This is a genomic window from Aliiruegeria sabulilitoris, from assembly GCF_001558155.1.
Taxonomy (GTDB): domain Bacteria; phylum Pseudomonadota; class Alphaproteobacteria; order Rhodobacterales; family Rhodobacteraceae; genus Tropicimonas; species Tropicimonas sabulilitoris.
In genome coordinates this window covers 362,178-388,378 of record NZ_LOAS01000002.1, presented here as the reverse complement: position 1 = coordinate 388,378, position 26,201 = coordinate 362,178, and the positions used below count along the sequence as shown (strand labels likewise).

Sequence of the window (26,201 nt, the reverse complement as noted above, 5' to 3'; positions counted from 1 at the left end):
TCATGGGACGAATGCACCGTGCGGGTATCACAACGGGAGCGGTCTTTGCTCGGAAATTGCCTCCATTGCAAAATAGGACGTCACCGAGTCGAGCTCGACCCCGGCGATGAGTCGCTGGTAGACGGAATCGTAGCTCTCCATGGATTCGGTCACGACCTTGAGCAGGTAGTCGTAATCGCCGCCGATCCGAAAGAAATCGATGACTTCCGGGATCGTCTGAACATGGCGGCGAAAGGCCTCCAGCCAGTCGACCGAATGGTGCCGCGTGCGCAGCATGACAAAGACGACAAGTCCCAGCCCGAGTGCCTTGCGGTCCACCCGCGCGGTCGAACCTTGCAGGATCCCGCTTTCATTCAGGGCTTTCAGGCGGCGCCAGCAGGCATTCTGAGAAATGCCGACCCTGTCGGCCAGATCCCGTTGCGAAAGTGATGCATCCCGCTGGAGGCTCCGCAGGATGTCGCGGTCTATATGATCGAGGTTCTTCTGTTTCATGGATCGAATGACACATGAATTGTATCATTCTGCAAGAGAACATCTGAAAAATCGTGACAACTGGGTTTAAACCTTCGGAAGGAAGGAACTTGGCAGTCACAACCTTGCTCGTTTGCGCTCACCTTCGGGGATTGCCCCGGCCCCCGGCCCCCGGTCGCCTGCGTCCGCAGGCGAAACGCCTCAAGCCGCTCAGGCTTTGACCCTTTCGGATGCCGGATCATACAAGGGCCTGAGCGAGGCTTCAGCCTGGACACGCCTTCCAGCGACCTCGATCTCGAAACTGGAGGACAGAAGCTCGGCCGGCTTCTCGCCAGGGCAGGGGACATACCCCATTCCAACCGCCCCGCCGAGTGTATGACCGTAATTTCCGCTGCTCAGATAGCCGACCACTTCGCCATCCCTCAGGATCGGCTCGGCATGATACAGCAGCGGTTCGGGATCTTTCAGCAGGAACTGCACCATCCGGCGCTGCAGGCCTTGCTCGCGCCTGCGCTCCACTGCGGCGCGGCCAATGTAGTCGGGCTTGTCCTTGGCCACGGCGAAGCCTAGGCCGGCCTCCAGCACATGGTCCTCGCTGGTGATGTCATGACCGAAATGGCGAAAAGCCTTCTCGATCCGGCAGGAATCCATCATGTGCATGCCGCAGAGCTTCGCGCCCATGCCCTCGCCCGCCTGCATCAGCGTCTCGAAGACATGGCCTGCCATTTCGGTGGTGGTATAGATTTCCCAACCAAGCTCGCCCACATAGGTCACCCGGTGCACCCGCGCGAGCCCCATGCCGATCTCGATCTCCTGCGCGGTGCCAAACGGGTTCACCGCATTGGAGAAGTCGTTGGGCGAGACGGCCTGCAACAGCGCGCGCGACGCAGGCCCCATCACCGCCATGACCGCCTCGCCGGCCGTCACATCGGTGATCACCACCCGGAAATCGCCAACATGCCGGCGCAGCCATGTCTCGTCGGCCAGCCGGGTCGCGGCCGGTGTGACGACGAGATAGGCCGTCTCGCTCAGGCGCGTGACCGTCACATCCGCCTCGATCCCGGCCCGCTCGTTCAGAAGTTGTGTATAGACGATCTTGCCCACCGGCACCGCGTAATTCCCGCCGCCCACGTAGTTCAGAAATGCCTCCGCATCCGGCCCCTCCACCCGCAGCTTGCCGAAGGAGGACATGTCGTAGATGCCGACATTCTCTCGCACCGCCTTGTGCTCGCGCGCCGAATTCTCGAACCAATTCTGCCGCTTCCAGCTATAACGGTATTCCCGCTCCTGCCCCTCGTCGGCAAACCAGTTCGCCCGCTCCCAGCCGGCCAGCTCGCCGAAAACCGCTCCGCGCGCCTTCAGGTGCTCATGCAGCGGCGTGCGCCGAACGCCGCGCGCTGTGGCCTTCTGGCGATAGGGGAAGTGGTCGGCATAAAGCAGGCCAAGCGTCTCCTTGGAGCGCTCGAAGAGGTAATGCTTGTTGCCCTGAAACGGTTGCATGCGGGAGATGTCCACATCGCCCAGATCGAAGGGCTTCTGCCCCGTCTCCATCCATTCGGCCAGCGCCATTCCGGCGCCGCCAGCGGACTGGATGCCCACCGAGTTGAAACCGGCGGCGACCCAGACATTGTCCATCTCCGGGCAGAGGCCGAGGTGATAGGCATCGTCCGGCGTAAAGCTCTCGGGGCCGTTGAAAAAGGTCTGGATGCCGGCCTCGGCCAGCATCGGCATCCGGTTGACGGCCCATTCCAGGATCGGCTCGAAGTGGTCAAAATCATCCGGAAGCTGGTCGAACTGGAAATCCTCGGGGATGCCTTTCATCCCCCAGGGCTTGGCGTTTGGCTCGAAGGCGCCCAGCATGATCGACCCGGCATCCTCCTTGTAATAGGCGCATTCATCCGGCACGCGCAGGACTGGCAACTGCGAAAGGCCCGGGATCTTGTCCGAAACGATATAGAAATGCTCGCATGCATGCAGCGGCACATTGGTGCCCGCCATCCGCCCGACCTCGTGGCCCCACATGCCGCCGCAATTGACCACGTGCTCGCAGTCGATCGCGCCCGATCCTTCCGCGCTTTCCCATGAGACGCTCGTTATCCGGCGGCCGGTCTTCGCCATGCCAGTCACCTTGACATGCTCGCAAACCACCGCGCCGCGCGTCTTGGCGCCGCGCATCATTGCCAACGTGATGTTGGACGGATCGCCCTGGCCATCCTTGGGCAGGTAGACACCGCCCACCACGTCGTCGCAGTTCAGATGCTCATAACGGGCCTTTACCTCGGAGGTGGAGATCGGCTCCACGTCGACCCCGAAAGCGCGGGCCATGGAAGCCTGCCGCAGGATCTCCTCGTGCCGTTCCACGGTCAGCGCCACGGTAATCGAGCCCACGCGGCGGAAGCCCGTCGCCATGCCGGTCTCGGCCTCCAACTCGCCGTAGAGTTCCTGCGAGTATTTCGCCAGCCGCGTCATGTTCTGTGTCGCGCGCAGCTGCGCGATCAGGCCGGCGGCGTGCCATGTCGTGCCGGAGCAGAACTGCTTGCGGTCCAGCAGTACGACGTCTGTCCAGCCGAGCTTGGTCAGGTGATAGGCGACGGACGCGCCTACGATGCCGCCGCCGACAATAACGACGCGGGCTTTGGAGGGGATGTCCATTCGAGTCTCCTTGTGCGGGCCACGGGCCCTCAGACAATCCTGTGGCCGGTCGCGTACAGGCGACGGGCACGTTCGGCGATATGTTCGGGGCAAACCTCGCAGCAGCCGCTGAGCGGAACGATGTCCGCCATGGGGTCACTCCCGTCTCAATGGCCGCAAGGCGAATTTGTCCCGAAGCCGGGCTTCCAGATCGGGGGCGAACATGTGCCCATCCCGGCCAAGGATCTCCTCCTTGCGCCGGCGCGCACGGTCGAGCAGCATCGGCTGGCCTTTCTCGACCCATTCCTTGGGCGAGGAGCGGTCGGCAAGCTCGGGGTAAATGTACTCGGTCTGCATCAAACGCAGCGTCTGTGCATGGCCGAGGTAATGGCCCGGCCCGTCAAGGATCACCGATTTCATGACGTCGATGGAGACGTATTCGTCCCGGACATCGACCCCGCGCACGCAGCGCTGCACCTGCCCGAGCAGGTCATTTCCAAGCACGAGGCTTTCAAGGCAGAAACCCATGAGCGATGCATGCATTCCGGCCGCTTCATAGATCATGTTGAGCCCTGAAAGCCCGGCCATGACATTGGAAATGGCCTGCTCCCAGCCTGCCTGCATGTCTGGCAGCTTGGAATCGGCGATACCTGCGGCGGCGCCGCCGGGCAGGCCGTAGAACTGGTGCATCTGGGCGCAGGCGGCTGTCAGCAGGGCCTGTTCGCCCGACCCGCCCGACATTGCCCCGGTGCGCAGGTCGGAGACGAATGGCCATGTGCCGAAGATGGCCGTGTGCCCGGGTGCTAGCGCGTTGACGTAGACGACACCCGCGAGGCATTCCGCCACCGCCTGTACCACGGCCGTGGCGATGGGCGCGGGGGCCGTCGCCCCGGCCTGTCCGGCCGAGAGCAACAGCACCGGCATGCCCGCACGGATGCAGGTTTCCATCACCTCGCAGCTTTCCTCGGCAAAGGTGAAAGGGGGCACCACGAAGCAGTTGGAATTGGAGACGAAGGGCCGCTCCCGCCATGCGGCCTCTCCGCCCGCGATTTCGTGCAGCATCTCGATGCAAGCCGGCACATTGGCGGCTTCGGTAAAGGAGGTGCCGATATGTTTCGTCGTTCCCGCGCAGGCCGCATAGAGCGTGTGCAGGTCCAGCTCCGCATTATCCGTGAATTCCCGGCAGACAACCGGGCGTTGAAGGAAATGCACATTGTCGAGCGCCTGCACCAGTCGCGCGGCATCATAAAGATCCTGCATTTCCGGATCGCGATAGCTGCCGGTGAAGGGGTCCACCATGTGAACGGCCGCACCTGCTGTGCCGTAATGGGTGTTGGTCCCTTCCAGGTGGAGGTCATAGGCCGGGTCGCGGCCATGCAGGGTGATGCCGCGGCTGGCCTTGACCAGCATGTCCTCGACCAGCGCACGCGGGAAGCGGATGCGGCCATCCGGTCCCATATCGGCCCCCGCGCCGGTCAGGATTCCGACCGCCGAGGGCGGCGCCTTGGCAAAGCCGATCTGTTCAAGCGCACTCAGCGCCGCCTCGTGAATGCGCAAGGCATCTGCGTCCGATAGCGGCCTGTACTGCCCGCCCGGAAGGCCGGGGCGAACGGGCCGGATATCGGCGTGGAGCTTTTGGGCCCGTGCGGCTGTTCTCGCGGCACGGCCCCCGGAACGGCGGCGGGTTGGAGTTTCGGTCATGCTCACCTCTTCGCGCTGGAGGGCATCGGTTGCGGTTCAGGCCCGGAGACGTGTGTTTTCCGGATCCCAAAGAGGTTGATCGGGCTGGACGACGGCCTTGCAACGTTGCCCGAAGATCTCGATCTCAAGCACCGTGCCCGGTTCGGCCAGATCGGACCGCACCGTCCCGAAGGCGATGGAGGCCCCCACCCGGTAGCCCCAGTCGCCCGAAGTCGTCTCGCCCACCACTGTGTCGCCGTGCCAGACGGTCGACATGTAGGGCGCATCATATGCACCGGCCTCGACGATCATCTGGACGAAGCGCTTCTTGACGCCCTGCTGTTTCTCGGCCGTCAGTGCCGCCTTGCCGGGAAAATCCTGCGGCTTGTCGAGCTTGACGAAACGGTCCAGTCCGCCCTCGAAGAGCGTGTAATCGGTCGACAAATCTCCCTTCCAGGTCCGATACCCCTTTTCCAATCGCAGGGAGTTGAGCGCGTACATGCCAAATGGCTTGGCGCCACCGGCCAGAACCGCGTCATAGATTGTCGGCATGTCGTCGAAGCTGGCATGAATCTCCCAGCCAAGCTCGCCGGCAAAGGACACCCGCACCAGCATCGCCGGCTTGCCCGCGACGGTGGCCTGTTGGTGGGTGAGCCAGCCCGATTGCAGGTCCGCCTCGGCGATGGCGGCAAGCAATTCGCGCGATTTCGGCCCGGTCACGATGAGTGTGGAAAGCTCCTTCGTGCGGTCCACGAGCGACAGCCCCTCGGGCAGATCCTTTCGCAGCAATTCGTAATCATGCCACTGTGCTGCCGCGGCGGTGATCAGGGTAAACTCGTCTTCGCCATGCCGAAGCACCGATATCTCGGTCAGGATCCGTCCGCGCGTGTCCGGGAAATAGGCCAGCGTCATCCGGCCAATTTTGCACAGAGATCCCGCAATCTTGCCTCGTAGCCATTCGGCGGTCCCTTCGCCCGATAGGGAAAAGCGGGAGAAGCCCGGCAGATCCAGCACTCCAACGCCGTCGCGGACGGCCTCGCATTCCTCCCTGATCCGGATCTGCCAGGGGCCGGAGCGGTTCCAAGTCTGCGTGGCCTCCTCGGAGGTGTTGTCGCCCGGCTGCGCGAACCAGTTCGCCCGCTCCCAGCCGTTATAGGCGCCCATCTGGCCGCCAAGTTCGACGACCTTGTCGTGGACGGGCGACAGCTTGCGATCCCGCGCCGCCGGCCAGGCGTGATGCGGGAAATGCATCGCGTATTCGTTGCCATAGATCTCCATGGCCTTGTCGATGCAATACTGCGGGTCAGTGTAATCGGTGTAGCGACGCGGATCGCAGGACCACATGTCCCATTCGGTCATGCCATGCATGATCCATTCCGCGGCCACCTTGCCCGCACCGCCGCCCTGCGCGATGCCGAAAGTAAAGCTATGCGCCTCGAACGCGTTCGGCACGCCCGGCATCGGGCCAATCATCGGGTTTCCATCGGGCGCATAGGGGATAGGGCCGTTGATATTGCGCTGCACGCCCTGGCTGCCAAGGATCGGTACGCGCGCCATGGCGTCCTCGATATGCCACTCGATCCGGTCGAAATCGTCGGGGTAAAGCTGGAAGGAGAAATCCTCGGGGAAGGGGTCGTCCGGCGTGTTCCAATGCGATTTGCAGGTCCGTTCATAGGGACCGAGATTGAGGCTGAACGTGTCCTGCCGCAGGTAATAGGAGCTGTCGACGTCGCGCAGGATCGGCAGTTTGTGGCCCTTTTCCTGCGTCCATGCCTTCAGCTCCGGGATCTCCTCGGTCAGGAAGAACTGGTGCGCCATGACCGCAGCAGGGGCCTGCCGTCCGCCAAAGGGCACGAACCATTCGGAGACCTTCTGGGCATAATACCCTGCGGCGTTCACAACATATTCGCAACGCACGTCGCCCTTGTCGGTATGCACGATCCACTCGCCATTCTGGCGGCTGACACCGATGACCGGGCAAAAGCGCTCGACATGGGCGCTGAGCGCGCGCGCGCCCGTGGCCATGGCCTGTGTCAGCTGGGACGGATCGATATCGCCATCGACCGGGTCCCATAGGCCACCGGCGAGATCGTGGGTCTCCATGAAGGGGTGGTATTCCAGAAGCTCCTCGGGGGAGCAGATCCGCATCTCGATCCCCTGGTAACGCCCCATGCCGGCGACTTTCTCGAATTCCAGCATGCGCTGGTCGGAATGGGCGAGCCGGACGGAGCCGGTGACATTGTAGTTGATCGGATAGCCCGTGGCCTCGGCAAGCCCGGTATACAGCTCAAGCCCGTAGCGCTGCATGTTCATCACCGACCACGACGCGGAGAAGCTCGGGCAGTTGCCTGCAGCGTGCCATGTGGAGCCAGCCGTCAACTCGTTCTTTTCCAGCAGGACGCAATCCGTCCAGCCTGCCTTGGCGAGGTGATAGAGCGTGGAGACGCCGACAACGCCGCCGCCTATGATGACGACACGAGCGGTGGAGGGAAGGGACATGCGCGTTTCCTCAGTAGACGGGGGGTGAAATCACCCAGATTGCAATGGCAGGTTCGGAATAGGGGTTGGCCCAGCGGTAGGACTGCTCGCGGATGCGAAATGAATCACCGGATTTGAGTGTGAAGGGGTCTTCATCGAGCCAGATGTCGAGCTTGCCCGAGACGAGGTAGGCGACTTCCTGGGTCGGGCGTGAAATGGGCTTGGCGCGGCGAGAGCCGGGTTGAAAGGTCGAGTGGATCACCTCGAAGCTATCCGTGAGATCGGGCGAGATGAGTGTCTCCACCAGCCCCATATCCGCCTCGCCCATCACCCGACGGGCGGTGGCGCGCACGATGCGGCCCTGTTCCTGCTCCGGCGCGTCGGCATTGCCGAAGAGCAGCGAAAGCGGAACGCCGAACACATCGGCGATCTCGCGAAGGTCCGACATGCGCGGCGTGGAGATGTCGCGCTCGACCTGGCTCAACCAGCCAACAGAGCGATCGAGCCGTGCGGCAAGCTCCTCCAGCGTCATCTTGCGGGAGCTGCGCAGCGCGCGCAGGTCGCGTCCGAGGGTGTTGGCGTCGTCCATGGCGATGAGAGCGTCCGTGAAATTTGTGAAAAAAATTTCATGGGCCTTCGTGAAATTGTCAAAGGAAATTTCACGCAATGCGCGGCGCGTGGCCAAAGCCATGTCACGACGGACGAAAAAACAGGTCAAGCGGCGAGAGAAAGGCTCAAAATCCGTTCAGGATCCGAACGGAGCGGGGTGCGGGCCTGCGAGAAATGATTCGAACATTGCCCGTAGGCTCAGCCGATGAGTTTCACGCCCGCAAGGATGAACACCGCGATGAACAACGTTTCGGCCACGATCTGCGCAATGGCGAGCCGGCCCACGCTGAGCACTTCCTTGAGGTGGGTCTTCATGCCGACTGCGGCGATTGCCGTCAGCAGCAGCCAGCGCGAGGCTTGTGACAGGAACAAGACTGCGGAGGCCGGGATGAGATGGAGGGAATTCAGCGCGGCCAGCACGAGGAAACCGATGACGAAGCCGGGCAGCAGCGGCGGGCGTTTTCCATCGATCGGGGCGTCGGCAAAGCGGCGGATGAGAAGCGAGGCGACAAGCACGACCGGTGCCAACATCGACACGCGGATGAGCTTGACCAACGTGGCCGTATCGCCCGTCGTCTCTGAAATCGAGAACCCGGCACCCACGACCTGCGCCACATCGTGGATCGTGCCGCCGAGGAAGACGCCGCCTTGCCGCTCGTCGAGGCCGAAGGTCTCCACGAGGATCGGGTAGGCGATCATGGCGATGGTCGAGAGCACGGTGACACCGAGAACGGTAAAGATGAGCCGTTCCTCGGAACGTTCATCCTTGGGCAATATGGCGGAGATGGCCATCGCGGCGGAGGCACCACAGATCGCGACCGAACCGGCGGTGAGCAGGGAGAACCGCCATTTGTGGCCAAAGACCTTTCCGATCGCGAGGCCGAAAAGGATGGTGCAGAGAACGCCGGCAATCACGAGCCCGATCAGTTCCGCGCCGAGATCGGCCATGAGGTCCACCGAGATCCGAACCCCCAGAAGGGCCACACCGAGACGCAGCAGGCTTCGGGCCGAGAAGGCGATGCCGGGGGCATTGGCGCCTTCTTCGCCGAGGAAGTTGACCGCGATGCCAAGCAGCAGGGCAAGGAGCATGGCCGGGGTGGCATAATGCTCGGCGAGGAACTGCGCCGTGATGGCGACGAGGACCGATACCGCAATCCCGGGCGCCAGCCGTTGGGCCTGTCCGCGAAGGTTGGCGATAGAGGCGGTGGCTTCGGACATGGAGGCTCCTCGTGGGGCGATTCGGCCGAAAGATCGGTTGGAGGCCGTCGGAGAGACCGGATGGGGGGGCGTTGCCGCCCGCGCTTTTACGAGCGCTTTCCCCAGGAAAATCAGGAGAGATGATGAAAGCCGAGAAACGCTTTCGTCTTTCTAAAAATATCTCCGCCAGAGGCACGATCCGCAGGACCGTTCACTGCCCCGAACAGTGGAAACCCTCCGTCCCGCCGATCTCGGCTGATTTCCTCACGCTTCCTGTTGCTTGACCATGTCAGCGGGATCGATGCCACTCACTTCCACTGGCTTCTTCATGGCATCGCGCCGGAAGGGCTCGCCCAGTTCCTGATTGATCATTGCCTCGATCAGCGTGGTCTTGCCTTCGGCCTGATCCTTGAGCGCTTGCGTCAGAGCGGTCGTCAGTTCTTCCATCGTCCGCGCCTGCACGCCCTGCAAGCCGCAGGCTTGAGCAATGCCGGCATAGGACACGCCGTCATCCAGTTCGGTGCCGACGAAATTGTCGTCATACCACAGCGTGGAATTCCGCTTTTCCGCGCCCCACTGGTAGTTCCGGAACACGATCTGGGTGATGGCGGGCCATTCCGGGCGGCCAATGGCGGTCAGCTCGGTCACGGCGATGCCGAAGGCGCCGTCACCCGAGAAGCCGACAACCGGTGTGTCCGGCTTGGCGATCTTGGCGCCGACGATCGAGGGCAACCCGTAACCGCAGGGGCCGAACAGGCCCGGGGCCAGGTATTTCCGCCCATCCTCGAAAGTCGGGTAGGCGTTGCCGATGGCGCAGTTGTTGCCGATATCGGAAGAGATGATCGCCTCCTTCGGCAGGGCCGCTTGAATGGCGCGCCATGCCATGCGCGGGCTCATCCAGTCCGGCTTGTCCGCACGGGCGCGTTCGTTCCAGGTGGTACCGGGGTCGTCCTCCTCGTGATCCATCGAGGAAAGCTGTTGCGCCCAGGCCGATTTCGTCTTCGCGATCAGGTTCTTGCGCTCTTCGCGACCCTCATCGCCAGCCGTGCCCGAGAGTTTCGCCAGAATCGCGGTGGCGACCTTCTTGCTGTCGCCGACAATCCCCACGGTGACCGGCTTGGTCAGGCCGATCCGGTCGGGATTGATATCGACCTGGATAATCTTGGCCTTGGTCGGCCAGTAGTCGATGCCGTAGCCGGGCAGGGTCGAGAACGGGTTGAGCCGTGTGCCGAGCGCGAGCACGACGTCGGCCTTGGCGATCAGCTCCATCCCGGCCTTGTTGCCGTTATAGCCGAGCGGGCCGGCAAAGAGCGGATGCGAGCCAGGGAAGGCGTCGTTGTGCTGATAACCGCAGCAGACCGGTGCGGTCAGCCGTTCGGCCAGCGCGATGGAGGCGGGAATGGCGCCGCCCAGTACAACACCGGCCCCGTTCAGGATCACCGGAAAGCGGGCGTTCGACAGCAGGTCCGCCGCCTGTGCGATGGCCTCCTCGCCGCCGGAGGGGCGCTCGAACTGGACGATTGCCGGAAGCTCGACATCGATCTGTTGGGTGAAGAAGTCTCGCGGCACGTTGATCTGTGCCGGGCCCGAGGCGCGCTTGGCATTCATGATCACCCGGTTCAGGACCTCGGCCATGCGGGAGGGGTCGCGGACCTCCTCCTGATAGGCAACCATGTCCTTGAACAGCGCCATCTGTTCGACTTCCTGAAACCCGCCCTGGCCCAAAGTCTTGTTCGCCGCCTGCGGCGTGACGAGCAGCAGCGGCGTGTGGTTCCAATAGGCAGTTTTCACGGCGGTGACGAAATTGGTGATGCCGGGGCCGTTCTGGGCGATCATCATCGACATCTTGCCGGAGGCGCGGGTGTAGCCATCGGCCATCATCCCGCCGGACCCCTCATGTGCACAATCCCAGAAGGTGATTCCGGCCTTGGGAAACAGGTCGGAAATCGGCATGAAAGCTGAGCCGATGATGCCGAATGCATGCTCGATGCCGTGCATCTGGAGGGTTTTGACGAAGGCCTCTTCGGTCGTCATCTTCATCGGGAATCTCCTAAAATGCCTGCCCCCGGGATGGAACAGATTCACCAGCTTTGTAACGACCTCTGGCCCGGTGTCGTTAGGTCCAGATATCTATGCGCGTTAGTGCCAGAGTGGCAATGGACACCGATCTCCGATCTTATTGCGCTCGAGAAGCGGTCCAGATGACATAGGGTGGGAGATCCCATACCGTTTCGAGACCCGGGAGGTGGTTCGAATAGGCGTCGAGATCCTCGGGCGCGCAGATGCCGCGCAAAGGGCCGTCGAGCCGTCCGTTTGCGAGTTGCTCTTCGAATTGTTTGCCGGGATCCCGCAGCCCGACGAAAGGGCGTCCATTTGCGGCGTAACGGGACGCAAGCGCTGGTGTGATGCGGGCATGGGAGCCGGGACGGGCGCAGATGACCAGCGTTTCAGAGGGCTGAAGGGACTGGCCGAGCGCCTTGAGCGCGGTGATCTGTATGGCATCACTGGCGCTGGGCGCGATCTCTAGCGCGGTATGGGTTTTGACCGGTCCGCCGACCAGTGTGGAGATACCGGCCGCAAGGGCGAGCCCGGCCCATTCGCGGCGGGGCAGCAGCGAGACAAGTACGCAGGATAACGCCGCGGCCAGCAGCGGAAGGAAGACCAGCGTATAGCGTGGGGTGACATGGCCACTGGCGACCGTCATGGCCAGCGCGAAGAGGCCGAAGAGCATCGGTAGAGGCAGCAACTCCGGCCTTTGCAGTCGCCAGGGCAACCAGACGAGTGCAGCGATACCAAGCCCACGAAGCACGGCTTCGCCACCGATGAGCAGTTCGTTGAGGTCGGCCATGGAACGAACGTGATCGCTTTTGTCGGTTGGCGTGAAACGCTGGAGCATCTGCTTGCCGAAGGACTCCTCGAAGGCGCTGAAGCCATGGGTGAAGCTTTGCAGAAGCGGCCAGGCAAAGGTGCCGGCCATTGCGATCCAGAGCCCAATGCGAAAGGCTCGTTCTGCGCGGATGGAGCGGAAGTCCAGCCCATGCCGGCGCCGGGTGAGCGACAGGAATAGCAGGAAGAAACCAACGAGAACGAGGCCGATGGGGGCCTTCTGCAGAGCGCCAAGCGCGATAGCGATGCCCGCGACATACCACCAGGCAGGGCGTTTCAGCGCGAAGATGGCGGCAGTGAGTGCCAATGCAGCAAAGAAGGCCGCGCCGCTGTCCAGCATGGCAGACAGTGCATGGTCCCAGTACATGTTGGAGCTGGCAAGGAGCAACACCGCTCCGGGTGCTGCCCATAGGCTTTGAGGCATGATGGCCGCGGCCAGCATCGCCGCAGCAAACATGCCGCCCAGAGAGAACAGCAGCGACGGAATCCGCAGGGCCGTAAACTCATCCACGCCCGCTTCCAACAGTCCCGCTCCCATCCAGTATTGCAGGGGCGGTTTTCGGAAACTGGGTTCCTGGTAGGAATACACGGTAAACCAGTCTTCATGCGCAGCGAAGGCCGTCGTGCGGTCGAGCGTGTGGTACTCGTCATAGTAATGGTAGCCGCCGAGCGGAAGGAGCTGGAGCTGTGCGGACCAGATTAGGCCAAGAAGCAACGCCGTAATTGCCCATGGCAGCAATCGCAAAGCAGGGGAGTCCTTCTGTGCGGAGATGTTGTCAGGCAACGTTATGTTCATCGTCGGCCTCTGTCCTGGAGCCTGGCATTTCGGGGCAACTACAAGTGAATCTGATTATCACAGCTTCCAACGGGATCAATCACGCCGAGCTTGGTTGAGCGGGCTTTCGCGGGTTTTTGCGTATCAGGGAGATAGCGCGGCCTGGATCGCCTTGGAAATAAGCCGAATGCCCTCGGGGATGCGTTCGGATGCGATGGAAGAATAGGCGATCCGGTAATAGCGCCGCTTCGTTGTTCCGGGACCGAAAAAGACCTGACCGGGTTCGATCAAAACACCGTCGGCGCGCAGTTGCCGCGAAAGCGCGCCGGTGTCCACCTGTTCAGGCGCCTGCATCCAGTAGGACGAGCCGCCATAGGTTTCGGTCCCGGCCAATGTCAGGCCATGCTCCCGCAGGCTTTGCTCCATCACACCGCGCCGCTCGCGATAGGCTCGGCCCATCCGGCTGATCTGGGCATCGTAATGGCCGAGTGAGAGGAAATAGGCGACAGTGCGCTGGATATGTCCGGGCGGGTGACGCAGCACCAGCGCGCGCAGGGCGCGGGCTTCCTGGATAAAGGGTTCGGGGGCGACGAGATAGCCGAGCCGAAGCCCTGGAAAGAGCGACTTCGAGAAGGACCCGGTATAAATAACCGTTCCGGCCTTATCGAGCGACTTGAGCGCCGGGGACGGGGATTTCACGAAGGACAGCTCGAATTCGTAATCATCCTCGACGATCAGGAACCCTTCCCGCACGGACCGCTCCAGCAACGCCTTGCGCCGCTCCAGCGGCATGGTGGCATTGCTCGGGCAATGGTGGCTGGGGGTGGTGAAAACGACGTCCACCCCTGATGGCAACTTCTCCGGCGGCAAACCCTTGGAATCGACATCCACGGCGACCGTGTTACAGCGGGTCTGGGTCAGGATCTCGCGCAGCCCCGGATAGCAGGGGGTCTCATGCGCTGCCGTGCGCCGTTGCGTGAGTAGGATCTGTGCCGCTGTCCAGAGCGCATTCTGCGCCCCCATCGTGAGCAGGATCTCCTCCGGACGCGCCGCAATACCGCGCCGGGGCAGGATGTGGCGCAGGATGTATTCCACGAGGTGCGGGTCGTCGCGCTCGTAGTAATCCGAGGTGAGCGCTTCGAAATCCTTCTGTCCGAGCGCCTGAAGCGCGCAAAGACGCCAGTTCTGGTGATCGAAAAGCCTCGGGTCGGCCTGTCCATAGATGAAAGGGAAGCGGAAGCTGTTCCAGTCGGGCGGGCGGGTGATCGAGACATAGCCGGAATACCGCCGCCCGAGGGCCCGGCTCCAGTCGACCTGCGACGAGGGTTTGGTTTGGGAAGACGGGAAATCGGGTGGGCGGGGCGCGTTATCGGAGATGAAATAGCCCGATCGACCACGCGAGGTGAGGTAGTCATTCGCCACCAGCTCGGTATAGGCGATGGTGACCGTGATTCGGGCGATCCCCAGATGCTCGGCGAGCTTTCGGGTCGAGGGCATCTTTTCGCCGTGCCGGAAACGTCCGGACAGGATCGCCTCGGCGATGCATTTCTGGATCTGCTGTTGCAGTGTCCGGTCGCTATCCGGATCGAGAAAGAAGGTTTCCGCAGGAATTGCCATATCTGGCCCTATGACGGGAAAAACTGGCCCTATCGTATCGCGCTGCCTGCTCCCACGCCATCACAACTGTTAGGGGCTGTCGGGTGTTAGGGGCCGTCGGGGGGCGGCAGATACCGTGCTTGTCCAGTTGCCGTTTCCAGAGCGATGCGCATCCCGTCGCGCTCCCATATATCACGGGCGGGAGAGCTGGTCTGCGGGTTGCGGCGGAACCCGATATCCTCCAGCAAATGCGGCCCGATCACGGCGAGACGCTTGAACTCGCACAGCAGATCCTGCAGACGCGCTTCCGTGGTATTTGGATGACAATTCCTCGTCGTTTGGTCTTTGGGGCGTCGAGGGAGGGGGCGAGGCGACGACGAGAATAATGGGAAGTATGTAGTATTCGACATCATGATCTCCGCAAATCTATCTTCATTTGCTTTCTTAGCGTGATACGGTGACTTCGCTCAAACCAGTAAAATTGCCAGGGTGGATCAGGAAAACTAATCCAAGGGTCGATATGAAACTTCCCCCTCTCAATGCACTCAAGGCGTTTGAAGCCGCAGCCCGGCACGGCGGTTTCATTGCCGCGGCCGATGAGCTTTGCGTGACGCGCGGTGCCGTGAGCCGGCATGTCAAAACCCTGGAGGCGCATGTAGGTGTGCCGCTTTTCCGGCGTCATGCCCGGGGTGTCGAACTGACCGAAGCGGGCAGGGAGTTGCTGCCCGTACTCACCAATGCCTTTGGTCAGATCGCCGAAGCGGCAGACCGGTTGTCGGAGCGGGCGACGGATCTGCGGATCATATGCCCGCCCGCCACCTCGATCCGCTGGCTGATTCCCCGGCTGGAGGCGTTCCGGGCCGAACATCCCGAGATCCGGCTGCGTCTGACGACGGATTTTCACGGCGGAGACGGCTATGTCCCCGCCGAATACGATGTGGGGTTCTCCTTCGAGTTCTGGCCCGGACGGCACCCGGAGATCGAGAACCGCCCTCTCTTCCCGATCCTGCTCTCTCCCGCCTGCGCACCGGCGATGACTGAGGGTGAAAAGACGTTGTCTCGGCCGCAAGATCTGGCCCGGTTCAAGCTCCTGCACGAAACCGCGGACCGGACGGACTGGCGCACATGGCTGGATGCCTTCCCGGCGGACGGTTTGACAGCCGCGTCCGGCGACGTGTTCCCGAATCTCGACATGGCGACCCGCGCGGCGGTGATCGGGGCGGGGGTCGTCATGGGCGATCTTGTCCTTTGCCGGGAGGAACTCGAACGCGGATTGTTGCGCCTGCCCTTTCCCGACCGTATCTGCCGCTCGCCAAACGGGGATATCAGCCTGATCGCCCACCGGGACAAATGGGACGATCCCAAGGTCCGGGTCTTTTCCGACTGGATCCACGCGGCCGCCGCCGTCGATCGCAAAAGATGTGCGAGCCTTCTGTGATGGACTGGCCACCGGCAGGGACAGCCCTGCGCCCACCGCGCCAAAGGCGCGGCCACCCCCAACCGTTTCCAGAGCTTCCTTGAAGCGAGGGAAACCGGCGGGAGCGCTCCGGTCCAATTGGATCGGGCGCCTGCGCGGCCGAGCGCACCCCGGAGCGGCGGCGACCCGGTTTTCTGAACGCCGAATGCCAAGCTTTCCATTGACCGGCGAAATAGTTGCCAAACTGCACGGAAAAAGGACCCGCTTTAGGTCCAGTTTCCAGATTGCCGTGATGCCAGAAATCCTGTGCTGTTGTCAGGCACCACTTCTCGCGTAGGCTTTCAGACATGCAGAGGGGCCATTTCGGCCAAACAGACGGGAAATCCCGCGAATCTGCGAAGCAACAGGAGAGTGAAACGCATGAAATTCAAGAACAGACTTCTCGGAGCGGTCGCCGGTGCCGCGCTACTGGGTGGCGGCCAGGCGGCGTTGGCGATGGATAACCTGACCGTCGCCTATTTCCTCGAATGGCCGATGCCGTTCCAATATGCCAAGGCCACCGGCATGTATGACGAGGCCTTGGGCGTGGAGGTCAACTGGGTCTCCTTCGATGCCGGTACCGCCATGTCCGCCGCGATGGCTTCGGGCGATGTGCAGATCTCGGTGAGCCAGGGGGTGCCGCCCTTCGTCGTCGCGGCCTCGGCCGGACAGGACCTTCAGATCGTCGACGTAGCCGTCTCCTATTCGGAGAACGACAACTGCGTCGTGGCCGAGGCGCTGGAGATCGACAAGGATTCCGCCAAGGAGCTTGAAGGAAAGAAGGTCGGTGTGCCGATCGGGACGGCGGCGCATTATGGCTTCCTCAAGCAGATGAACCATTTCGGCGTCGATATCACCACGATGGAGATCGTGGATATGGCGCCGGCCGATGGCGCGGCGGCCTTTGCCCAGGGCAACCTGGACATGGTCTGCGGCTGGGGCGGCGCGCTGCGGCGGATGAAGGAGCATGGCAACGTACTTCTGACCGGCGCCGAGAAGGAAGAGCTTGGGATCCTCGTCTTCGACGTGACCTCTGTTCCGGCCGGCTTTGCCGCCGAGAATGGCGAAATGCTGACGAAGTTCCTCGCCGTGACCGCCGAGGCCAATGCCATGTGGAACGCGGGCGAGAATACCGACGAGATGCTCGAAGTGATCGCCAAGGATGCCGGTATGGATCTGGACGCGACGAAGGAAACCATCGAGACCTTCATCTTCCCCTCTGTCGAAGAGCAGCTCACCGGAAAATGGCTCGGTGGCGGCGCGCAGGAATTCATGCTTGGCGTGGCCAAGGTCTTCCAGGATGCGGGCTCCATCCCGGCCTCGCTCGACAGCTACGAGGCGGCTGTCGACAGCAGCTACCTCGCCGAGGCAAGCGACATGTAATCGAACACCACTCGCGAAGGGGCGGCGCCTTCGGGGGCCGCCCATTTTTCAGAACTCATGAAAGATCGGAGGGACCGCCCCCAATGGACGGCCTGCATATCGAGCATATTTCCATGCGGTTTGACCTTCCCAACGGCGAGAGCGTGCTGGCGCTGCGGGATGTTTCGATGGAGATCAAGACCGGCGAGATCGTTTCCGTTCTCGGCCCGTCGGGTTGTGGCAAGACGACCCTTCTGAATATCGTGGCGGGCTTTCTGGCACCGACCGAGGGGCAGGTGCGCATGAATGGGCACAAGGTGTCCGGGCCGGATGCCGAGCGCGGGATGGTGTTTCAGAGAGGCGCGCTTTTCGAATGGATGAGCGTGCGCAAGAACGTGGATTTCGGCCCGCGGATGAAGGGCATGCCCAAGAAGGAGCGTGACGAGATTGTCGATCACCTTCTGGAAACGGTGGGCTTGCAGGATTTCAAGGAAAAGTCGGTCTACGAGCTGTCCGGCGGCATGCAGCAGCGCGTGGCGCTCGCGCGCTGTCTGGCCAATGACCCTGACGTGATCCTGATGGACGAACCGCTGGGCGCGCTGGATGCACTGACGCGGGAGAAGATGCAGGGGCTTGTGCTCAAGCTCTGGAAGGAGACCGGAAAGACGGTGATCCTGATCACGCACTCGGTGGAGGAAGCGCTGCTTCTCGGCGAACGGCTGATCGTCATGGCGCCGCGTCCGGGCCGCATCTATCGCGAATACGATCTTCCCTTTGCCGATCGCGGCGTTGGCGCGGACCTGCGCGAGGTCAAGAAGGATCCCGCTTTCGGCGAGACCCGCGACGAGATCCTGTCGATGATCTGGGAAATGGAAGAAGAGATCATGGGCCGCGCGGAGGATGTCGCATGACCGGAATTCTTCTGCTCGCGATTTATGTGGCGCTGTTTATCGGTGGGTATTTCCTTGTCCGTCTTGTCCATTGGCTGGGAAAGAAAGAACATGATTTCAACAGCCTGAAGACCGTGACCTTCGGCGACGAGAGCGCGATACGTCCCGATCGCTGGGCGTCGGTCATCTCGGTGGTTGTGATCTTCCTGATCTGGGGGTCCTTTACCGGATCGAAATGGGCACCCGTGCATGTGCCGGGGCCGTTCATCGGCGATACCTCTTTTACCTACACCGCGCGGGATGTGAGCGGGGCGGAGGCGGATGCCACGGTCCACGTGATCGTGCACCCTGTCGGCGACAAGGTCGATGACCCTGAACTGGCCCCCACAGACGGTTGGGCGCAGGACGATGCGGCCACCGTCGGCGCCTGGCGCTCGGTGCTGATCCGGGCGGTGAAGAATGACGGTGAGGGGGCGGAGGTTATCGCCGTTGACGGCCAGCCCATCGCACCGGAGCAGAGCGTGAAAGTGTCCGACGGCAAGGTGACGATGACAGCCAAGGGCTCGCTCAATTTCGAGCCCGCCAAGGGGCTGCAGATGGAGCCGATCTGGATGCCGTCGCCGGAGGCCGTGCTGGAACGCTTCTTCGAGATCGCCACCGACGGCTACCAGAACTTCACCCTTTGGGAGCATCTCGGCTGGTCGCTCCTGCGGGTGATCGCGGGCTTCGTGCTGGGCTCGCTCGTCGGGATTCCGCTGGGTTACGCGATGGGCCTTTCGGGCTGGGTGCGCGGTTGGTTCGATCCGATCGTCGAATTCATGCGCCCGGTTCCGCCACTGGCGCTGATCCCGCTGGTGATCATCTGGTTCGGCATCTGGGAGACGGGCAAGATCGTGCTGCTCTTCCTCGCCGCGCTCTGGATCATGACCATCGCCGCACGAGCCGGGGTTTCGGGCGTCAATATCTCCAAGGTACACGCCGCCTATTCCCTTGGCGCTTCGAAACGCCAGGTGCTGAGCCATGTCATCGTTCCCAACTCCCTGCCGGAGATCTTTACCGGCGCACGGGTTGCCATGGGCGTCTGCTGGGGCACGGTGGTTGCCGCCGAACTGGTCGCCGCGCAGAAGGGCGCCGGGATGATGATCATCGCCGCGTCAAAGTTCCAGCTCACCGACATTGTCATCATGGGCATCATCCTGATCGGGATCATTGGGTACGGCATCGACATCCTCATGCGGCAGGCCGAGCGCGTGCTCGTACCATGGAAAGGGCGCTCCTAGGTCGCGGCCCGGCGCTGTTGCAAGCAACGCGGCTCTGGTCGATATGACAAGGCAAGGCCCCGGCTTCTCCGGCCGGGACTTTCCGTTTTTTCCAGGCAGCTTGGGAGCTTTCCGATGACTATCATGCCCGCGCGCAAGCGCATCGCGCTGGTTGCGCATGACGCGATGAAACCGGCGATCGTCGCCTGGGCGAAGCGCAACCGCGAGGTGCTGTCGCGCCACGAGCTTTTCGGTACCGGCACCACGGGCGGCAAGGTCGCGGAAGGCGCAGAGCTTGAGGTGACGCGGCTCAAGAGCGGCCCGCTCGGCGGCGATCAACAGCTCGGCGCCATGATCGCGGAAGGGCGGCTCGACGTGCTGATCTTTTTCACCGACCCGCTGACCTCTATGCCGCATGATGTGGATGTGAAGGCGCTGACCCGCATCGCCACGCTCGAACAGGTGGTCATGGCCTGCAACGCCGCCTCGGCCGATTTCGTGATCGCTTCCGACATGATCGACGCCGAATACGAGCCGCGTGAGGAAGAAGCCGCGCATGCCCGCTGAGCCGCCGGCCGGTCTCAGCGGATCGACCGGCCCTTGAAGATCGCATCTTTGCCGAAACGCTCGCGAATGGCATCGGTCGCACGTTCCGCGGCCGCCCGGGCGCTGGCTTGTGGATCCAGAAGGTCACCCGTCAGATCCGCTTCGGCAGCGGGCACCAACTCCGAAAGGCCGATCCCCAAAAGGCGAAACGGTCCGGCCTCCAGCGCTTGCGCCAGTAGCGGCGTCGCCTCGGCATAGATCCGCTGGGCAAGCTGGGTCGGCTCGTCCAGCGCATGGCGGCGCGTCAGGATCTTGTGGTCGGCGCGCTTGAGTTTGAGCGTGACAACCCGGCCGGCCAAATTCTTGCCCTTGGCGCGGTCCGAGACCTTCTCGGCAAGGCGCCAGGCATGCCCCTCCAGGGCATCCAATGCGCTGATATCGGTCTGGAATGTTGTCTCCTTTGAGATCGATTTCACCGGGGAGCGGCTGGATACCCGGCGGGCATCTTCGCCCCGCGCCAGATGCCAGAGCCTGTCGCCTTGTTTGCCGAACCTGTCGTGCAGCGCTTTGCGATCCCAACGGCGCAGATCGGAGAACGTGCGAATGCCCGCGCGCGACAGGGCTTGTTGCGTCACGGCGCCAACGCCCCAGATCAGCGAGACCGGTTTGTCGGCGAGGAAATCCAGTGTCTCGGCTTCCCCGATCACCGAGAACCCCCGGGGCTTTTCAAGATCGCTCGCCACCTTGGCCAGGAATTTGCAATGGCTGAGGCCGATGGAGCCAGAGATGCCGATCTCTGCTTCCATGCGACGCACAAGGCGCGCCAGCATCACCGCCGGCGGCGCGTGGTGCAGGCGGGCCGTTCCGGTCATGTCCAGAAAGGCCTCGTCCAGCGAAAGGGGCTCGATGGAGGGCGTCATCTCTTCCATGATGTCACGGATCTGCCGCGACACCCGGGTGTAGATGTCATGTCGCGGCTTCACCCAGATCGCCTCCGGGCAAAGCTTGCGCGCCTGAAAAGCCGGCATGGCGGAGCGAACCCCATAGAGGCGTGCAATATAGCAGCAGGTCGAAACGACCCCGCGATCACCGCCGCCGACGATGACCGGCTTGTCGGCAAGTTCCGGATCCATCGCCTTGTGCACGGACGCGAAAAACGCGTCACAATCCATATGGGCGATGGTCAGATCGAACAATTCGGGATGCGAGAGCACGCGCGGGCTGCCGCAAGCCGGACAACGTCGTCCGGTCTCGAAACTCTCAAGGCAATCTCGGCAAAGAGCGGGCATGACCCAAGACTAACGCTTTCCGCTGTCTGCTTCGAGGGGGAACCGCACCGGGGCGGGGGGCCAAACAGCCCCCTTGGCCCAAGCTCAGAGCTTGTCCCGCATCGAATACCAGAGCATGGCCAGAACCAGCAATGGCGAGCGCAACGCCGCGCCGCCCGGGAAGCGGGGCGTCGGCACGGAAGCCATGACATCGAACCGTTCGGCCTTCCCGGCAATGGTTTCCGCCGCGATCTGCCCCGCGAGGGTGCCAAGCGCAAGACCATGGCCAGAATAGCCGGAAAAACTCAGGATATTGCCTGCCAGCCGGGCGAAATGCGGCATGCGGTTCATGGTGATTGCCAGTGTTCCACCCCAGGCATGGGAGAGCTTCGCTCCCTTGAGCTGTGGATAGATCTCCAGCATCGGTTTCATGACCTTTGCCCGTATGTCGGAAGGGAAGCGATAGCCGTAGCTCTCGCCGCCACCGAAAATCAGACGGTGATCATCGGAGAAACGGAAGTAATTGACCACGAACTTGCTGTCCGAGACAGCGTGGTTATCGCGGATCAAGCTTTCCTGCTCCTCAGGACTCATCGGCTCCGTGGTTGCGACGAAATTGTTGATCGGCATGACGCGGGCGGCGACATGCGCGTTCAGCCCGCCCAAGTACCCGTTACAGGCCAGGATCACGTGATCGGCGGTCACCTCGGCACTTTCTGTCCGAACCCGGGCCGGTGCGCCTTCCTCGATGTGCTTCACCTTGGATGCTTCGAAGATCCGTGCGCCCGCAGAGACCGCCATCCGCGCCAGGCCGAGCGCGAATTGCAGCGGGTCGATATGGCCCGAGCCCATGTCCAGCGTGCCGCCGTGATATGCCGGGCTGCCGACCATGTGGCGCATTTCGTCCCGGTCCAATGGGCGGATCAGGTCATAGCCATATTCTTCCTGCAGCTTGCGGGCATAGGCGTGGTCATGGGCGACGTGGCGGGCGCGGTGGTCGGCATGGATGATACCGTCATGGAAATCGGTCTCTACCGCCGGGTCGCGCGACAGCGTGCGGACCAGATCCACGGCCTGATTGCCGATATCCCAAAGCTTGTGGGCCGTTTCCTTGCCCATCATCGCTTCGAGGTCGTCCTGTTCGATGCGCTGGCCAGCCGTGACATGCCCACCATTGCGCCCGGACGCCCCAAAGCCAACGCGCTGCGCCTCCAGCACCACCACGTCATAACCGCGCTGGCGCAGGTGCAGCGCGGCCGAGAGCCCGGTATAGCCCGCGCCGATAATGCAGACATCCGCCCGCAACGCGCCTTCGGCTTTGGGGAAGGGGGGCAATTGCCGGGCAATCGATGCGTGGTACGACCCGGGATACTCCCCGGGCCGGTCATTTGCCGTCAGCAGGTCCATGGCGGACACCTTTACTTGTAGAGACCCTTGTTCTTGATCTCGGCCAGCGTGAGATCCAGCGCCTTGACCGCACGTTCGATCAGCACGTCCACGTCGGAACGGCTCAGAATGAGCGGCGGGGCGATAATCATCCGGTCGCCGACATGGCGCATGATCAGGTTGCCCCCGAAACTATGGCCACGTGCGATCAGGCCAACGGTTCCCTTCGGTGCCTCGAAGGGCGCACGGGCGGCCTTGTCCGGGGTCATCGCAAGCGATGCCATGAAACCCTTGATCTTCGCTTCGCCCACAAGCGGGTGGTCGGCGAGTTGCTCCCATCTCTCCTTGAGATAGGGGCCGGTGACGGAGGCCACGTTCTCCACCATCTTCTCCTCTTCGAGGATGCGCAGGTTCTCCAGCGCGACAGCACAGGAGACCGGGTGGCCGGAATAGGTGTAGCCGTGGTTGAAATCGCCCGCCTCGCCGACCGTGTTCGCCACCTCGTCGCAGACGATGGAGGCGCCGATGGGCGCGTAACCGGAGGAAAGCCCCTTGGCCACCGTCATGATATGCGGGCGAATGTCATAGCTCAGGGAGCCAAACATCTTGCCGGTGCGGCCGAAGCCACAGATCACCTCGTCGGCGATCAGCAGGATCTCGTGGGCGTCGCAGATCTTCTGGATCTCCGGCCAGTAGCTATCGGGCGGGATGATAACGCCGCCGGCGCCCTGGATCGGCTCGGCGATGAAGGCGGCGACATTGTCCTCGCCCAGCTCGGCGATCTTCGCTTCCAGCTCGCGGGCGCGCATCAGGCCGAATTCCTCCGGGCTCATCTCGCCACCCTCGGAATACCAGTCGGGCTGGCCGATATGGGTGATATCGGGGATCGGCAACCCGCCCTGCGCGTGCATCCCCGTCATGCCACCCAGCGAGGCGCCGGCCATGGTCGAGCCGTGATAGGCGTTCATGCGGCTGATGATCGTCTTTTTCGTGGGCTTGCCCTTGGCCGCCCAGTAGTGGCGCACGAGGCGGACATTGGTGTCATTCGCATCCGAGCCGCCGGAGGCATAGAAGACATGGTTCAGATCCCCCGGCGCCAGTTCGGCGAGCTTCTGGCTCAGCGCGATAACGGGCACGTGGGAGGTCTGGAAGAAGGTGTTGTAATAGGGCAGTTCGCGCATCTGGCGGGCGGCGACCTCGGCGATGCTGTCCCAGCCATAGCCGATATTGACGCACCACAGGCCCGCCATCGCGTCGAGAATCTGGTTGCCGTTGCTGTCGGTCAGCGTCACGCCCTTGGCGCGGGTGATGATCCGCGCGCCTTTCGCAGCCAGCTCCGCGCCGGCGGTGAAGGGATGCATGTGGTGGGCTGCGTCCAGTGCCTGAAGCTCGGCGGTGGGCGGGTGGTTGGTTATCATGTTCATGTCTGTATCCTCTCCGTCTCAGGCGTTCAGCAGCAGGTGCTGACGCTCCCATGGCGAAATTTCGCGTTTGTATTCATCATGTTCTGCGTGCTTGATGTCTGAGTAAAGCTGGCAGAATTCTCGTCCCAACACCTCGCGCACCTCGTGATCCTCGTCGAAGAGATCCAGCGCGGGGGCCAGCCCCTCGGGGAGTTGGTGCTCGCATTCGAACACCTCGTGCACGGCGGCCGGGCGCGGGGCGGTCTTATTCACCAGGCCGAGATAGCCGCAAGCGAGGCTCGCGGCGATGGCGAGGTAGGGGTTGGAGTCGATTCCGATCACCCGGTTCTCGACCCGCCGCGCGACTGGCTTGGAAATTGGGATACGCAGGCCGGTCGTCCGGTTGTCGCTGCCCCATTCGAGGTTCGTCGGCGCGCTCATACCCTCGGCATTGAACCGGCGGAAGGAGTTCACATAAGGTGCCAGAAGCGGGACGACCGACATCAGGTATTTCTGGCTACCGCCGATGAAATGGTGGAAGGCCGCCGAGGGGCTGCCGTCGGCATCCGAGAAGATGTTCTTTCCCTTCGCGTCGACGATCGACTGGTGGATGTGCATCGCCGAGCCCGGCTCGTCGCGCATGGGTTTTGCCATGAACGTGGCGAAGACGCCGTTTTTCAGCGCCGCTTCGCGGATCGTCCGCTTGAAATAGAACACATGGTCGGCCTGCTTCAGCGGGTCGCCATGCAGCAGGTTGATCTCGATCTGCCCCGCGCCGCCTTCCTGGATGACGGTGTCGATTTCCAGCCCTTGCGCTTCGGCATAGTCATAGATCGTGTCGATCACCTCGCCGTACTCGTCGACCGCGACCATCGAATAGGCCTGACGGCTCGCGCCCTTGCGACCGGTCCGGCCGAGCGGCGGCTCGATCGGTTCGTTGGGGTCAGTGTTGGGCTTGGTCAGGTAAAACTCGAGCTCCGGTGCCACCACCGGTTTCCAGCCTCGCTTCGAATAGAGGTCGAGCACGCGCTTCAGCACGTTTCGCGGCGCGATGGGCAGCGGCGCGCCTTCGCGGGTTTCCAGATCGCAGACCACCTGCAGCGTCGCATCTTCGGCCCATGGCGCGGCGACCGCGGTGTTCATGTCTGGGCGCAGGACGATGTCGCGCTCAAGCCACTGGTCCTCGATCTCCATGTCGACATATTCGCCCGAGATCGTCTGATAGAAGAGAGAGATCGGCAGGAAGAACGTCTCGTCCGGGCGGAACTTGTGGCTGGGCATCGCCTTGCCGCGGGACATGCCGACGATGTCGGGGATGATCGCCTCGACCTCTTCCAGCCGGCGGTCGCCGAGATACTCCTGAAAGGCCTCGGGCAGTTTTTCGATCCAGCTGTTGCGATGACGAGACATCGGTTGTCCTTTTGCGGCACTCAATCGGGGGGTGCGGCTCTTGTGTTATGAGGTGGAAGGGCGCAGCAACGCGGTCGCGCCGATCTTGCCTCAAAGTTATGATCAAATTTTTTTGGCTGTCAATCGGTGCCCTTTTAACCGTCGAACGCGTTTGATTCGATCATCGATTGGCGAATCTGATCGAGGCCCTGGGCGATATCCCGTTCGATGGCTGCCCGAACTTTGTGCGGATCGCCTGCAACGAGTGCATCCAGTGTCGCACCATGCTGATCGGGGAGATTCGAGGTTCCGTAACGTCCACATACGATTCGCAGCGACGGACCCACGCGCATCCACAACCCCTTGGCGAGGGTCTCAAGAACGTCTGCTTCGGCGCGTTCGTAGAGGTGAAAATGGAAGCGGTAATTCTGCTCGAGATAGCCGCGGATGTGGCCTTTCTCGATCGCTGAGTCGAGCCTGGAATCAATGGCCCGAAGCTCCGAAATCATCTGTGAATCGGTGTTTTCTGCCGCGCGGAACGCCAATTCCGGTTCGACCGAAAGGCGCGCATAGGCGATCTGTTCCAGATGGTTTTCCGTCAGGACGGGCACGCAGATTCGCCGATTCCCCTGCGTGGTCAGCGCCCCTTCGGTCGTCAGGCGGCGGATGGCCTCCCGGATCGGGGTCATGCCCGCGCCGATCCTTTCGGCCAGCCCCATGATCGTAACCGGCTGCCCCGGTTCAACTTCTCCGAACAGGATAAGGTCGCGCAGGCGCTGATAAATTGCCTGATGCTCCGGTGTTTTCGCCTCTTGCGTGGTCACGAGTGTTGCCTTCTTCTTGGTCACGGGTGTCCGGAGCGCACTGGCGCCATGACGATGGGGTTGCTTTCCAGCCTATTCTCGGAAAGCTTGCAGTG

Annotated in this window: 19 protein-coding genes; 5 read left to right on the top strand and 14 right to left on the bottom strand. The window is 62.5% G+C overall.

Annotation, left to right across the window (positions count from 1 at the left end; all coding sequences use genetic code 11):
* Positions 1 to 27 precede the first annotated feature (27 nt).
* From AX756_RS03925 to pdxR, 9 genes are all read right to left on the bottom strand, one after another.
* The gene (locus AX756_RS03925) at positions 28 to 492 is read right to left on the bottom strand and encodes an Lrp/AsnC family transcriptional regulator (RefSeq protein ID WP_068308841.1); all 465 of its coding nucleotides are present in this window, start codon (positions 490 to 492) and stop codon (positions 28 to 30) included.
* A gap of 189 nt (positions 493 to 681) precedes the next feature.
* Entirely contained in the window at positions 682 to 3,123 is a 2,442-nt protein-coding gene (locus AX756_RS03920) for a GcvT family protein (protein WP_068308839.1), read from the bottom strand.
* Between the two features lie 135 nt (positions 3,124 to 3,258).
* Positions 3,259 to 4,803 (bottom strand): trimethylamine methyltransferase family protein, encoded by a 1,545-nt coding sequence (locus tag AX756_RS03915; protein WP_068308838.1) that lies wholly within the window; start codon positions 4,801 to 4,803, stop codon positions 3,259 to 3,261.
* Between the two features lie 36 nt (positions 4,804 to 4,839).
* The gene (locus tag AX756_RS03910; RefSeq protein ID WP_068308836.1) at positions 4,840 to 7,281 is read right to left on the bottom strand and encodes a GcvT family protein; all 2,442 of its coding nucleotides are present in this window, start codon (positions 7,279 to 7,281) and stop codon (positions 4,840 to 4,842) included.
* Positions 7,282 to 7,291: 10 nt separating this feature from the next.
* Entirely contained in the window at positions 7,292 to 7,849 is a 558-nt protein-coding gene (locus AX756_RS03905; protein ID WP_068309087.1) for a helix-turn-helix domain-containing protein, read from the bottom strand.
* Between the two features lie 218 nt (positions 7,850 to 8,067).
* A complete protein-coding gene (locus AX756_RS03900; RefSeq protein WP_068308832.1) occupies positions 8,068 to 9,087 on the bottom strand; it encodes a YeiH family protein in 1,020 nt (339 codons plus the stop codon).
* A gap of 243 nt (positions 9,088 to 9,330) precedes the next feature.
* Positions 9,331 to 11,106, bottom strand: a complete 1,776-nt coding sequence (gene xsc, locus AX756_RS03895; protein ID WP_068308831.1) for a sulfoacetaldehyde acetyltransferase — start codon at positions 11,104 to 11,106, stop codon at positions 9,331 to 9,333.
* A 136-nt stretch (positions 11,107 to 11,242) separates the two neighbouring features.
* Positions 11,243 to 12,748 carry an ArnT family glycosyltransferase gene (locus AX756_RS03890; RefSeq protein ID WP_082738924.1) on the bottom strand — a complete coding sequence of 502 codons (1,506 nt, stop codon included), beginning with the start codon at positions 12,746 to 12,748 and terminating at the stop codon, positions 11,243 to 11,245.
* 123 nt (positions 12,749 to 12,871) lie between these two features.
* Positions 12,872 to 14,344: a MocR-like pyridoxine biosynthesis transcription factor PdxR gene (gene pdxR / locus AX756_RS03885; protein WP_068308827.1), complete on the bottom strand. Its 1,473-nt coding sequence runs from the start codon at positions 14,342 to 14,344 to the stop codon at positions 12,872 to 12,874.
* Between the two features lie 499 nt (positions 14,345 to 14,843).
* Here pdxR and AX756_RS03880 point away from each other — a divergent pair, with 499 nt between their 5' ends.
* From AX756_RS03880 to AX756_RS03860, 5 genes are all read left to right on the top strand, one after another.
* Positions 14,844 to 15,761 (top strand): LysR substrate-binding domain-containing protein, encoded by a 918-nt coding sequence (locus tag AX756_RS03880; RefSeq protein WP_068308825.1) that lies wholly within the window; start codon positions 14,844 to 14,846, stop codon positions 15,759 to 15,761.
* Between the two features lie 399 nt (positions 15,762 to 16,160).
* The gene (locus AX756_RS03875; RefSeq protein ID WP_068308823.1) at positions 16,161 to 17,162 is read left to right on the top strand and encodes a taurine ABC transporter substrate-binding protein; all 1,002 of its coding nucleotides are present in this window, start codon (positions 16,161 to 16,163) and stop codon (positions 17,160 to 17,162) included.
* A gap of 83 nt (positions 17,163 to 17,245) precedes the next feature.
* A complete protein-coding gene (locus tag AX756_RS03870) occupies positions 17,246 to 18,052 on the top strand; it encodes a taurine ABC transporter ATP-binding protein (RefSeq protein WP_068308821.1) in 807 nt (268 codons plus the stop codon).
* Between the two features lie 5 nt (positions 18,053 to 18,057).
* Positions 18,058 to 19,311 carry an ABC transporter permease subunit gene (locus AX756_RS03865; RefSeq protein ID WP_068309085.1) on the top strand — a complete coding sequence of 418 codons (1,254 nt, stop codon included), beginning with the start codon at positions 18,058 to 18,060 and terminating at the stop codon, positions 19,309 to 19,311.
* Between the two features lie 114 nt (positions 19,312 to 19,425).
* Positions 19,426 to 19,857 (top strand): methylglyoxal synthase, encoded by a 432-nt coding sequence (locus tag AX756_RS03860; RefSeq protein WP_068308819.1) that lies wholly within the window; start codon positions 19,426 to 19,428, stop codon positions 19,855 to 19,857.
* A 14-nt stretch (positions 19,858 to 19,871) separates the two neighbouring features.
* Here the strand turns inward: AX756_RS03860 and AX756_RS03855 are convergent, their stop codons facing one another.
* From AX756_RS03855 to AX756_RS03835, 5 genes are all read right to left on the bottom strand, one after another.
* A complete protein-coding gene (locus AX756_RS03855) occupies positions 19,872 to 21,125 on the bottom strand; it encodes a DNA polymerase IV (protein ID WP_068308817.1) in 1,254 nt (417 codons plus the stop codon).
* 84 nt (positions 21,126 to 21,209) lie between these two features.
* Positions 21,210 to 22,511 carry an NAD(P)/FAD-dependent oxidoreductase gene (locus tag AX756_RS03850; protein ID WP_068309083.1) on the bottom strand — a complete coding sequence of 434 codons (1,302 nt, stop codon included), beginning with the start codon at positions 22,509 to 22,511 and terminating at the stop codon, positions 21,210 to 21,212.
* 11 nt (positions 22,512 to 22,522) lie between these two features.
* Positions 22,523 to 23,914 (bottom strand): aspartate aminotransferase family protein, encoded by a 1,392-nt coding sequence (locus tag AX756_RS03845; protein WP_068308815.1) that lies wholly within the window; start codon positions 23,912 to 23,914, stop codon positions 22,523 to 22,525.
* Positions 23,915 to 23,932: 18 nt separating this feature from the next.
* Positions 23,933 to 25,303: a glutamine synthetase family protein gene (locus tag AX756_RS03840; RefSeq protein WP_068308812.1), complete on the bottom strand. Its 1,371-nt coding sequence runs from the start codon at positions 25,301 to 25,303 to the stop codon at positions 23,933 to 23,935.
* A 134-nt stretch (positions 25,304 to 25,437) separates the two neighbouring features.
* On the bottom strand, positions 25,438 to 26,106 hold the full coding sequence (locus tag AX756_RS03835; protein ID WP_321186430.1) for a GntR family transcriptional regulator: 669 nt from the start codon (positions 26,104 to 26,106) through the stop codon (positions 25,438 to 25,440).
* Between the last annotated feature and the right edge of the window lie 95 nt (positions 26,107 to 26,201).

What these genes read in the sequence shown, in the direction of transcription:
- AX756_RS03925 (WP_068308841.1), bottom strand. Translation starts at nt 492, where the DNA reads ATGAAACAGAAGAACCTCGATCATATAGACCGCGACATCCTGCGGAGC.
- AX756_RS03920 (WP_068308839.1), bottom strand. Translation starts at nt 3,123, where the DNA reads ATGGACATCCCCTCCAAAGCCCGCGTCGTTATTGTCGGCGGCGGCATC.
- AX756_RS03915 (WP_068308838.1), bottom strand. Translation starts at nt 4,803, where the DNA reads ATGACCGAAACTCCAACCCGCCGCCGTTCCGGGGGCCGTGCCGCGAGA.
- AX756_RS03910 (WP_068308836.1), bottom strand. Translation starts at nt 7,281, where the DNA reads ATGTCCCTTCCCTCCACCGCTCGTGTCGTCATCATAGGCGGCGGCGTT.
- AX756_RS03905 (WP_068309087.1), bottom strand. Translation starts at nt 7,849, where the DNA reads ATGGACGACGCCAACACCCTCGGACGCGACCTGCGCGCGCTGCGCAGC.
- AX756_RS03900 (WP_068308832.1), bottom strand. Translation starts at nt 9,087, where the DNA reads ATGTCCGAAGCCACCGCCTCTATCGCCAACCTTCGCGGACAGGCCCAA.
- xsc (WP_068308831.1), bottom strand. Translation starts at nt 11,106, where the DNA reads ATGAAGATGACGACCGAAGAGGCCTTCGTCAAAACCCTCCAGATGCAC.
- AX756_RS03890 (WP_082738924.1), bottom strand. Translation starts at nt 12,748, where the DNA reads ATGAACATAACGTTGCCTGACAACATCTCCGCACAGAAGGACTCCCCT.
- pdxR (WP_068308827.1), bottom strand. Translation starts at nt 14,344, where the DNA reads ATGGCAATTCCTGCGGAAACCTTCTTTCTCGATCCGGATAGCGACCGG.
- AX756_RS03880 (WP_068308825.1), top strand. Translation starts at nt 14,844, where the DNA reads ATGAAACTTCCCCCTCTCAATGCACTCAAGGCGTTTGAAGCCGCAGCC.
- AX756_RS03875 (WP_068308823.1), top strand. Translation starts at nt 16,161, where the DNA reads ATGAAATTCAAGAACAGACTTCTCGGAGCGGTCGCCGGTGCCGCGCTA.
- AX756_RS03870 (WP_068308821.1), top strand. Translation starts at nt 17,246, where the DNA reads ATGGACGGCCTGCATATCGAGCATATTTCCATGCGGTTTGACCTTCCC.
- AX756_RS03860 (WP_068308819.1), top strand. Translation starts at nt 19,426, where the DNA reads ATGACTATCATGCCCGCGCGCAAGCGCATCGCGCTGGTTGCGCATGAC.
- AX756_RS03855 (WP_068308817.1), bottom strand. Translation starts at nt 21,125, where the DNA reads ATGCCCGCTCTTTGCCGAGATTGCCTTGAGAGTTTCGAGACCGGACGA.
- AX756_RS03850 (WP_068309083.1), bottom strand. Translation starts at nt 22,511, where the DNA reads ATGGACCTGCTGACGGCAAATGACCGGCCCGGGGAGTATCCCGGGTCG.
- AX756_RS03845 (WP_068308815.1), bottom strand. Translation starts at nt 23,914, where the DNA reads ATGAACATGATAACCAACCACCCGCCCACCGCCGAGCTTCAGGCACTG.
- AX756_RS03840 (WP_068308812.1), bottom strand. Translation starts at nt 25,303, where the DNA reads ATGTCTCGTCATCGCAACAGCTGGATCGAAAAACTGCCCGAGGCCTTT.